Source organism: Chitinophaga sp. (assembly GCF_036566945.1).
GTDB lineage: Bacteria > Bacteroidota > Bacteroidia > Chitinophagales > Chitinophagaceae > Chitinophaga.
This window is the reverse complement of sequence record NZ_DATCVJ010000426.1, coordinates 1-10,643: the sequence shown is the minus strand read 5'-3', so window position 1 is coordinate 10,643 and position 10,643 is coordinate 1. Positions and strand designations below refer to the sequence as shown.

8 protein-coding genes are annotated in these 10,643 nt (G+C 46.1%); 2 read left to right on the top strand and 6 right to left on the bottom strand.

Going from position 1 to position 10,643, the window contains the following annotated elements; all coding sequences use genetic code 11:
• The 4 genes from VIP81_RS12800 to VIP81_RS12785 form a co-directional block, all read right to left on the bottom strand.
• On the bottom strand, nucleotides 1-596 hold a 596-nt coding region (locus VIP81_RS12800; protein ID WP_331960935.1), incomplete at its 3' end, for an RNA polymerase sigma-70 factor.
• 75 nt (nucleotides 597-671) lie between these two features.
• Nucleotides 672-2,939: a GH92 family glycosyl hydrolase gene (locus VIP81_RS12795; RefSeq protein ID WP_331960932.1), complete on the bottom strand. Its 2,268-nt coding sequence runs from the start codon at nucleotides 2,937-2,939 to the stop codon at nucleotides 672-674.
• A gap of 145 nt (nucleotides 2,940-3,084) precedes the next feature.
• On the bottom strand, nucleotides 3,085-4,059 hold the full coding sequence (locus VIP81_RS12790) for a zinc-binding alcohol dehydrogenase family protein (RefSeq protein WP_331960929.1): 975 nt from the start codon (nucleotides 4,057-4,059) through the stop codon (nucleotides 3,085-3,087).
• 70 nt (nucleotides 4,060-4,129) lie between these two features.
• A complete protein-coding gene (locus VIP81_RS12785; protein ID WP_331960926.1) occupies nucleotides 4,130-4,714 on the bottom strand; it encodes a Crp/Fnr family transcriptional regulator in 585 nt (194 codons plus the stop codon).
• A gap of 128 nt (nucleotides 4,715-4,842) precedes the next feature.
• On the opposite strand from VIP81_RS12785, the gene VIP81_RS12780 reads away from it, so the two are divergent.
• Entirely contained in the window at nucleotides 4,843-5,694 is an 852-nt protein-coding gene (locus VIP81_RS12780) for a hypothetical protein (protein ID WP_331960923.1), read from the top strand.
• A 28-nt stretch (nucleotides 5,695-5,722) separates the two neighbouring features.
• Here VIP81_RS12780 and VIP81_RS12775 read toward each other — a convergent pair whose 3' ends face one another.
• Nucleotides 5,723-6,622, bottom strand: a complete 900-nt coding sequence (locus VIP81_RS12775; RefSeq protein WP_331960920.1) for a hypothetical protein — start codon at nucleotides 6,620-6,622, stop codon at nucleotides 5,723-5,725.
• A 166-nt stretch (nucleotides 6,623-6,788) separates the two neighbouring features.
• Here VIP81_RS12775 and VIP81_RS12770 point away from each other — a divergent pair, with 166 nt between their 5' ends.
• Complete coding sequence (locus tag VIP81_RS12770; protein ID WP_331960917.1) at nucleotides 6,789-8,225, top strand: amino acid permease; 1,437 nt, start codon at nucleotides 6,789-6,791, stop codon at nucleotides 8,223-8,225.
• 50 nt (nucleotides 8,226-8,275) lie between these two features.
• Here VIP81_RS12770 and VIP81_RS12765 read toward each other — a convergent pair.
• A partial coding sequence (locus VIP81_RS12765) for an ABC transporter permease (RefSeq protein WP_331960914.1) occupies nucleotides 8,276-10,643 on the bottom strand: 2,368 nt, incomplete at its 5' end.

Below are 10,643 nucleotides of genomic sequence, written 5' to 3'. Positions count from 1 at the left end.
TACAGCAGCAACAAGGCCAGCAGGCACCAGAACAGGACATAGTGGTATTGTTGCAGGTGTGCACGTAATATTTTCAGGGCTTTCACCATATGTTTTTCTACTGTGCTTACCGAAATATCCAATTTTTGGGCAATGTGCTGATGCGACAAATGTTCTCTTCTGCTCAGGTAAAATACTTCTCTGCATTTTTCTGGCATATTGGCGCAGGACTCATCTATGTACCGTTGCAGTTCCTTCAGTTGCAGGGTGCTGGCTGCATCGGACTGATAAAGGGAGCTATCGTTCAGGATATGTTGCTGGTAAGTATTACGCACTAATTGTGCGCGTACATTATTCAGCACCCTGTTTTTCAGCGCGGTGTGCAGATAGTTGCGGAGAGAAGTATTTAAAGAGATGGTTTCCCTTTTCAGGTACAGGTCCACCAACAGACTTTGCACGAGCTCCATGGCCGCTTCCTGCACTTTTACGCGCCGGTAGGCAGCATCCAGCAACTCCTGCCAGAACCTCCTGTAAATATCCTCAAATGCGTCTTTATGCCCCTGCTTCACCAGCAGGAACAACTCTTCATCTGTATACGTGGAAAAATCTTTTCGCATCGACATGAATTCGAACTACTGGCTAATTTAATCGTTTTAGCACTATTTTCTTACTGTCGGTACGAAATTGTGTTTTCACAGGCTGGTTAATGAAAAAGGTTTATCCCCATTGGCCGTACCCCGGTGAGTGGCTGGCTTGTTTCCCATTTCCAGCAGCAATACGCCGCCGTTTACAATATCTGCATGCCGGAGCCAGTTATGTGGCCAGGGCTTTCCGTTGAGGGAAGCCGACTGGATGTATACATTTTCCGGGCTGTTGTTGCGGGCTTCCACTACAAATTGTTTTCCGTTTTCCAGTGTCAGCGTCAGCTTAGGGAACAAAGGGCTACCGATTACGTATTGATCTGTGCCGGGACAAACACTATAGAAGCCCATCGCGCTCATCACGTACCAGGAAGACATCTGGCCCTGGTCTTCATCTCCCGGATATCCATTTTCACCGGCATTATATAATTTGTTCATCACGTTCCGCACATGCGCCTGTGCTTTCCAGGGCTGGCCAGCGTAGTTATACAGGTAGATCATATGTTGCACCGGCTGGTTGCCATGTGCATATTGCCCCATATTTGCATTCACCATTTCGGTCATTTCATGGATCATTTGTTTGTAGTACCCTACGTTCACTTTATTAGGCTGACTGAACACCTCATCCAGCTTTGTTATGAAAGGTGTATCGCCGCCCATCAGGTTAATCAGTCCCTGTACATCCTGAAACACAGACCACTGCCAGTGCCAGGCATTTCCTTCTGTATAAGGTCCGCCCCATTCATAAGGATCGAAGTTTTCCTGCCAGCTGCCATCCAGCTTGCGGCCGCGCATAAATCCAGTGAGGGTGTCGTATTGATTTTTATAATTGTACATGGTGCGCCCAAAAACGTACTGATAGAAATCGTTGCCCGTTAGTTTCGCCAATTGATAACCGCAGAAATCATCATACGCATATTCCAATGTTTGAGAAGTACTGCCTTGTGATTCCGGAAAACTTACATAGCCCAGCTGGTAATATTCTTTCCATCCTGCACGGCCATTGGCGCCGCCCCAGGGGCCTTTGTTCATCGCCTCATGGAAATAAGCGTCCAGTGCTCTTTTCGGATCGAAGGTGTGAATACCTTTCACCCACGCATCCGCCAACAAAGAAATAGCGTGATTGCCGAGCATGCCCCCCGTTTCGCCGGGAAACGACCAGGCGGGCAACCAACCACATTGCTGTTGTGCATCGAGTAACGCCTGCATATAACGGCCTTCCATGGTGGGATGCAGGATGGTATTCAGCGGAAACTGCGCCCGGAAGGTATCCCAGAAGCCATTATCCGTATACATATACCCGTTATGTACTTTACCATCGTAAGGACTGTAGTAATAGGGTTCTCCCTGACTATTATATTCAAAAAAAGTATGTGAAAAAAGATTTGCCCTAAAGAGACAGGAATAAAAAGTGGCTTTGTCTTTCTCCGATCCTCCTTCCACCAGCACCCTGCCAAAGAGAGTATTCCAAATGCTGGCCGCAGCTGCTGTTGTTTGTTCCAACTTACTGAAAGGCTTCAGTTCCTGCTGCCAGGTAAGTTCCGCCTGTTCCGCGCTGATATAGGAAGAAGCCACCCTTGCCTGCACCACCGCGCCGTTTTTAAAACGTATAAAAGCCCCTACCCCTTTGCCTTCGGCAGATAATGTATCTGCAAAAATCCGGTTGTTCGTATTCTCCCAGGTACCACTGGCCTCAAAAGGCTGGTCGAACACAATGACAAAATAATTTCTGAAACCTTTGGGAATAAAGCGACCATTCGTTACATACCCGGTAATTTTTCTTTCTCCCGGAAATATTTGTACACCGCTGATCGCATTGTAGCCATCCAGTACCACATACGCCGGCTGCTTTGCAGGAAAAGAAAAGCGCAGGTGCGCCCCTCTTTCTGTAGGAGATAGTTCCGTAGTAATTTTATTGGCGAAAGTTACTTTGTAGTAGTCCGGCCGCGCTACTTCGTCTTTATGACTGAAGGTAGCCGCGCGTTCATCTTCTCCCACTACTAATTTCCCTGCTACCGGCATCAGGCTGAATACTGCATAATCCCCTACCCAGGGGCTGCATTGGTGCGTTTGCTGGAAACCGCGGATAGTATTGGCTTTATACTGATACTTCCAGCCGTCGCCGTTTTTGCCGGTTTGCGCCGACCAGGCATGCATGCCGAAAGGCAGCGCCGTAGAAGGATGCGTGTTGCCGCTGCTGAGTGAATATTCGGAGTTGGTGCCTTGTAAGGTGCTGGCGTAGGAGACGAGGTGCTTTTGCTGCGCGGTAGTGGCAAGGGTGAAGCAGCAAAGGAGTACGGTGACGGTGTTTATTTTCATTACGTGGTTTTAGAATAGACACCTGTGGAGAGGGGAACCGCTATTGGGGAGGGGGAGTTTATTGCACTTTTTATGCAAAAAACCATTTATTGCGCTTTTTATGCAATAGCGAACAAATTGCACAAAAAGTGCAATGAATGGTATCTTACCCAACCGTCACCACCAATCGCTTCCCATCTGCCACATCCAGCTTCCAGAGCTCCGCGATATCTTCCAGTTTCACCGTGACCGTTTCCACTTTAAGTTTTCCGGCTGCCGCCAGCTGAAACATTTCGGGCAATATTTCCGTAAAAACCAATCCTACCTGCTGCTTTGACCAGGCCCCCAATCCGGATCCGGTTAACTGCAGATCCACGCTTCTCAGGTTGGCAGCAGATAGTTGAATCAGGTCACCGGCCATGCTGCCAACAGACACATACCTTACGCGGTTGGTAAAACCACCATCGCCTTTTAAAGACGCAAGGATTATTTCGGCGGTATGGCCCCAGAGATAATCGATCACTACATCTATCGGCGTTTGCGCATGAATGGTTTTCAGCTGCGCTTTGAATGACTCATCTTCCTGCTTCACTGAAATGATTTCATCGGCACCGAGTGCCAGCAGGTCGTTCAGCGACTGTTGGTTCCTGCCTGTTGCGATGACTTTTTTGGCGCCATAATATTTGGCAATCTGCACGGCTACCCGCCCCGTGAAACCTGTAGCACCATTGATCAGGACTACATCGCCTGGTTGAATACCGGCTTTAAATCGCAGACCCATGGCGGCGCCAATGACTGCATTCGGTAAGGCAGCAGCGGTGGCATCATCCAGCTCCCGGGGCAAGGGAACTATTCGCCTTTTTTCCACGATCGCTTTCTCCGCCAGCATACCACTTACGCCCATTGCATATACACGTGTTCCATCTTCCAGCAGGCAAACACCGTCGCCGCCCACTACTTTCCCCTTCTCTCCGGGTGCAGCACTGGAATAGTGTTTGCCGGAGGCTTGTCCTTTATCAAAGTGTTTAATAGCGACTGCTTTTACACGTACTAGTACCTCGTCTTCATTTTGCGCGATTGGCTCCGGGAAATCAATATACTGAGGCATTTCGTTTTGCTGATACATGACTGCTGCTTTCATTTTTTTGCTTTTTGATTAACACAAAATTAGACAGGAAACGATGCCGGCACGATAACATATGTTATCAAGTTTAGAAATGCGATTTCCCTTTTGCCAGTTTACTTTTAATGCGGCTTAGATGTACGCTGCTAATACCAAGATAAGATGCGATGTAATGCTGTGGTACGCGTTGTACAATATGCGGTCTTTCACTCAACAATTGCTGGTAATGCTGTTCCGGCGTATTGTGTATGAAGGAAACAAACTCATTAATGTAATGGTTTTGTCGCTGGGCAAAAATCTGCAGGAGCATAGGTACGAAGTCCGGTTCACTTCTTAACTCATCCATCAATTGCAGCACGTATTGCTTAGGAAGTAAATAGATAATCGATGGTGCGATCGTTTCTATTGCAAACCGACTTGGTGTGCTGTTAATAAAGCTTTCAAAAGAAGTGAGACCTTCGTTTTCAAAAAAGAATTGAACAGTCTTGTCGATACCCTCTTTATTGAAAAAGGCACGTACGGCTCCTTTTTCGATAAAGATGTATTGTTGGGATATTTTGCCTTCTTCCAGCAAAGTGGTCTTTGCCGGAATTTCGAGTCGCTGCTGGAATTCCAGGTATTTATCCCAATACGGGTTGAGTGCGGGGAATTGGGTTTTGAAGTGGAAGAGCATATGCGAAGATAAGGTGCTAAATTATAATACTGTCACTTGATGCTTTCGCTTTCTAAAAGTGAACCCCCTGTTACAAATTGTCGCGAACAGCTCAATTAAGACAAAAATGCCTTTTATTACGCCACTTTTTGTCGCAATTGATTCGTTTTTGTCGCGATTGGAGTATTTTTTGTCGCGAGGGCCTTGCTCCTGCACTGCTTCGTCAACACCACCTTCTTTATCCCATCATTATTTTTAGTATTTTTAAATTTCAACATTCAGACGCCAACATATTATCCATGATTGAAAAGTACGTAGCCCTTTTAAACGATGTCAAAAACAATAATGTAGATATTACTGAGTTCCATTACAAAAAGGCAATTGATGCAGAAGGATACGAATACGATCAGCATGGAAATAAACGGCATCAATTGTTAGTGGGGTTGCAATTCGACTATCAACCTTCGGATGAAAAACTAATAAGACAACTGCTATTACAGGAAATCACCATGCACAGAAATGCCCCTATGCAGGGACTTTCTTCATCTATGCAGTTGAATGCCCATTTACTTTCCAGGTATAAAAACAAGCAAAATGTATGGCTGTTTGTAATGGCTAAAAGTGCCAATTTCGATACTTATTGCGGATTGGACTATCAATACCTGGTATCTGCCGGCATAACAGCCACCTATGATTATGTGGCAAAAACCAGTTCTTACCTGAAGAAAGCATTTTATGATATTGTCGGCATTTCAGCTGATGAATGCCATATTCTACCAGAAGATTTAGAAACATGGGAAGGTTATCGACAGGCGGAAGACAGGCGTCCACCAGCAACGATTGAAAACGAGATTTTTTTAGCGCAGGAATTAGGTGAATTAGCGATTTTTCGTGAGAAATTTTTCCAATGGAAGGCATCCATCGTCAGCTGGACAGAGGGGAATAGAAATCTGCTTGACTACTTCGAACAATACCTTCAACACATGGAAGGTAAAATTTGAGTCATGATGCCGATTCATACAGTAGACATCACCGGTAATTCCGCCACGGAATCCCCAGCAACCCGCGGTATGCATCTATGTAAAGATAATCCCCGCCCACATAACGTTGATATAACCCATACTTCACGCCCGTTCTGGCCACCTTGTCATTGGTGCGGAATACCTGGCAACGATAAGATGCGGCTACACCGGGTGTAACAGACCTTTCCCTGTTCACTACTATATAACGGATACAGTTTATCGTTACTGCTCCACTTCCATTAAACATCAGCATGTTTTTATACTGTGCCTCATTCACTGCTATCCAGTGGAGCGGTTCCTTTACACCGGCCATGGGCAGCAGGTATAAATAATAAAAAGTAGAGGGGCCCTCATCCGGAGCGGTGCTACCACTGGCAGTATATTCTTCTCTCCCGGTTACATAATATTGCTTTACGGCCGGTCGGGAAAAATCGAATGCATAGTTAATACCTGCCAGAAAGGGCCATATATAAAAGGCCATCGTTAGCATCAACGACTGCTCATTATTGATGCTGTGCCCTCCTTTGATGATGTGCCTGATTACGGCCAATCCTATCAGCACGGGGAATGCAAGTGCCAGTAAAAATGCCGGGAAGGAAGAGGTGTACATAGAAAATATATGCGGTACGGCAAACATATACACGATGAACATCGCCCCGCAAAGCAGGGCCTTGCCCATGTTTCCTTTAGGAAAACTACCGGATAAGGCATTTTCCATAGTGGTACCGGTGATTTTGTGCAGCGCGTACCGCAACAAAGGAATACAAAATATAACGACGAGCAGATAGCGGAATACAACAGATGCCGGATCTGTAAAAAGCAGCCATACACCCAATAGCAGGCGGGTGATCGCAGAAAACATAATTTGGCTAAGTACAGTACCTACGGGTTGTTTCGGATTTTTCAACAGCAATGGGTTAAATGGCCCAAAATATACGAATATTCGCCGATAAGGCATTGAAACCGGGTCATCTACACCGATTTTACGAAACTATCGGATCATGCAAACAAATATATGTTTACATTTTTGCTGAAATTAACCCAAATTGCAAGCTTATCCAGCGCATTAAACATTGAAAGCAACCATAGAAAAAACGGACGAGCAACAACTTAAGAGGGGATTACAAAACAGGCATATCCAGCTGATTGCCCTTGGGGGCGCCATCGGCACCGGCTTATTCCTGGGAATAGGACCAGCGGCTGTATTGGCGGGTCCATCTGTTATTTTAGGCTATGCCTTTGCCGGTATCATCGCTTTTTTTATCATGCGACAGCTAGGCGAAATGGTAGTAGAAGAACCGGTATCCGGCAGTTTTAGTCATTTTGCTTATAAATACTGGGGCACCTTTGCCGGCTTTGCATCGGGATGGAACTACTGGGTATTGTATATCCTTGTGAGCATGTCTGAGCTGACAGCCATCGGCATGTATGTGCATTTCTGGTGGCCGGGTATTCCGTTGTGGTCTTCCAGTCTTTTCTTCTTTATCGCTATCAATGCGCTGAACCTGAGTTCTGTGAAAGTATATGGTGAAGCCGAATTCTGGTTTTCGATTGTAAAGGTAGTCGCCATTATTGCGATGATTGTTTTTGGTACTTATTTACTGATCAGTGGAAGCGGTGGCACCCAGGCCAGCATACAAAACCTCTGGAACGATGGTGGATTTTTCCCCAAAGGATTGTTGAACGCAGACGGTAAAGGTGGCTTCCAGGGCTTATTTGCAGCCATTGCCATGATCATGTTTTCTTTTGGAGGGTTGGAACTCATTGGTATTACCGCTGCAGAAGCCGACCAGCCTGAAAAAACAATCCCGAAAGCCACCAACCAGGTTATCTACCGGATCCTGATTTTTTATGTTGGTGCCTTGATCATATTATTTGCATTATCTCCCTGGAGAAGCATCACCACAGAAACCAGTCCTTTTGTAATGGTGTTTGAAAGCTTAAAAGGTTTTCAGTTCAGTCTCTGGGGCAAAACGATCTACTTCACCAGCCTGATTGCAAATGTATTAAACCTGATTGTACTCACCGCTGCGCTTTCCGTTTACAACAGCTGCGTGTACAGCAACAGCAGAATGCTGTATGGCCTGGCCGACCAGGGGAATGCACCGGCGTTCTTATCAAAACTGAACAAAAATCATGTGCCGGTAAAAGCCATCATCGTATCCGGATTATTTGCGGCGATTTGTATTGTGGTGAATAAACTGATACCGGAGAAAGCACTGGAAATACTAATGTCACTGGTAGTATCCTGTTTGATTATCAATTGGCTCATGATCACCGTGGTGCATTTTAAATTCAAAAGCAGCAAAAAGGCGGAGCAGGTGAAAACCAAATTCCCTTCTTTTATATATCCGCTGTCCAATTACATTTGTCTTGTGTTCCTGGTGGGAATACTGGTGCTGATGTGGGTGACTGGTATGATAGTGCCGGTGGCGCTGATTCCGGTGTGGGTAGTGTTTTTGTATTTGTGTTATTTGCTGGTAAAAAGGAAGAAGGAAACAAGCGTTTAGGTAAATGAAAAACGTGAGACAGTGTCTCACGTTTTTCATTTTATATAGACTTACTCCGCTTTCAAACTCTCCACCGGATTTACCAGCGCAGCCTTGATAGATTGAAAACTCACCGTTACCAATGCAATCAGCATGGCCAGCATTCCGGCCAGCACAAAAATCCACCACGCAATCGGTGTGCTGTAGGCGAATCCTTCCAGCCATTTATGCATACAATACCAGGCAATAGGCGATGCCAGCACGGCGGCGATGAAAACGTAGCGTAGAAAATCTTTACTTAGTAAAGCCGCGATATTACTTACGCTGGCGCCCATTACTTTACGGATACCTATTTCTTTGGTACGCTGACGGGCAGTAAATGCCGCCAGTCCGAAGAGGCCCAGGCAGGAAATCACAATAGCAATGGTCATGGCAGTATTCATCAGCCCTTCCATTTGCCGTTCTTTTTCATACAACCTGCTGATGGTATCATCAAAGAAACGATAGTCAAATTTCTCCTTAGGGTATACGCTGACAAATGCTTTTTCGATACCCGACAACGTTTGTTTTAGCTGATCCGGCGTGGTGCCTGCCATCGATAATTTTATATTTAAAGAGCGGCAGATTTCTGTGGACGCCACCAGGAAAGTTGGCTTGATAGGATCATGCAACGACAGCACATGGAAATCGGCTAACACGCCCACAATAGGTACAATCTTATCATAAGGTCCGTCACTCATCCCCGACTTCACTAATTGACCAATGGCATCCTGCGGATGCTCAAAACCTAACGCCCTGGCACAGGTTTCGTTGATGAGTACTTCCCGGATCGTATCTGACGCATACAGGTTTCTTCCGGCCAGTAACTTTAACTGGTAAAGCGGTACAAATTTATTATCTATTATTTCGAGCTGACAGTCTACCTCTGCTTTTTTGCTGCCGGTAGTTTCAAGACCGGTACCCCAATGCCCTCCGGCCATGGGTGTTCCTTCGCTCAGGCTCACCATGGCGACCTGCGGTAGTGTGCTTATTTTTTCTGCCAGTACACCGGGCGATGACTTCGGATAACTGTTGCCTGTACTAATCGTAATAATCTCATCTTTCTTAAATCCCAGATCTTTGTTCAGCATATAACGCATCTGTTTATTCATTACCAGCGAGCCAATAATAAATATCAGCGAAACGGTGAACTGAAACACCACCAGCCCTACACGCAAATAGCCCCGTTGACTACCTCCCGGCGATGTACCTCCCTTCAGACTCAATGCCGGCTGAAAAGACGACAGCACCCTGGCGGGATACAGACCAGAAAGCAAAGTGGTAAACACCGTAATCAACAACAGGAATACAAGGGTTGGCCAGCTGAATAAGTGTAGTGCCACCCCATTGGGCATAAAGCCACTGAAGAATGTCAGCAAAGGTTTCACGGATACCAAAGATAAGATCAAGGCAATGCTGGTCAGGATAAACGTTTCCGTCAGGAAGTAGAATACCAGGCTGCGACGGTTGCTGCCCAACACTTTTCGAATCCCTACTTCTTTGGATCTTGCTACAGATTGCGCCGTTGCAAGATTAACAAAGTTAATGGCCGCTATGATCAATATAAAGGCCGCTATGCCCATTAAACCATACAAAGTGGGTAAATGCACCTGACGGGTAAAACTATCTTTATAATCAGTGTTAAAATGAATATCAGATAAGGGTTGTAAGCGCAGCACTTTACTGCCTCCAGGTCCCGTTAGTATATGTGCCTCTCCAAAAGCGGCCAGCTGCCGGTTGATCTGCGCGGTGTCCGTACCAGCATTCAATTTCACAAATACCTGTGTGCCGCCAAACATGCCCCATTGCTCGGGGCTCAGCATATGTTTAAAGGGTGTATTTTTAGCCGTGGCGTAAGACATGAATTCTGAAAAAATCAAGTCCGAGTTTTGCGGTAAATCCGCCACAATACCACTCACGGTGAGCGGGATGGAATCGTTGTAGGTGACTGTTTTCCCTATATACTGATCGGGCGACAGCTGCCCAAAATATTTAGCCGCTTTACCAGCCGTCAATACCACCGTAGAAGGTTCTTTGAAAGCGATAGCCTGTTTGCCAGCCAGCCAGGTGTATGAAAATATCCGGAAATATTCCGGGTAAACGATGACTACATCCGGCTTCCCGTCGCCTCCTTCCGGTGCTTCAAATTTTTTGATGACACCATTCTCTCCGGTCACTGCCTTTTTAGCCATCACAGGATGGATGCCCGCCAGCGACTCAATACCGGAAAACTGACCAGCTAAAGCATCCGGGGCGCCATCCGGTACAGCGGGGTATTTATGAAAGCCCTTTTCCATGGTCCCCAGCTCCGATACCACCCGGTAAATATTTTCTTTTCCCTGATGAAAGGTATCATAACCCAACTCAAAGTGTACGCTGAGAAATATAACAAGGCAGGCA

Bases quoted from the DNA above. Each gene is read 5' to 3' on its own strand.
- VIP81_RS12795 (WP_331960932.1), bottom strand. From the start codon at position 2,939: ATGAAAATAAACACCGTCACCGTACTCCTTTGCTGCTTCACCCTTGCC.
- VIP81_RS12790 (WP_331960929.1), bottom strand. From the start codon at position 4,059: ATGAAAGCAGCAGTCATGTATCAGCAAAACGAAATGCCTCAGTATATT.
- VIP81_RS12785 (WP_331960926.1), bottom strand. From the start codon at position 4,714: ATGCTCTTCCACTTCAAAACCCAATTCCCCGCACTCAACCCGTATTGG.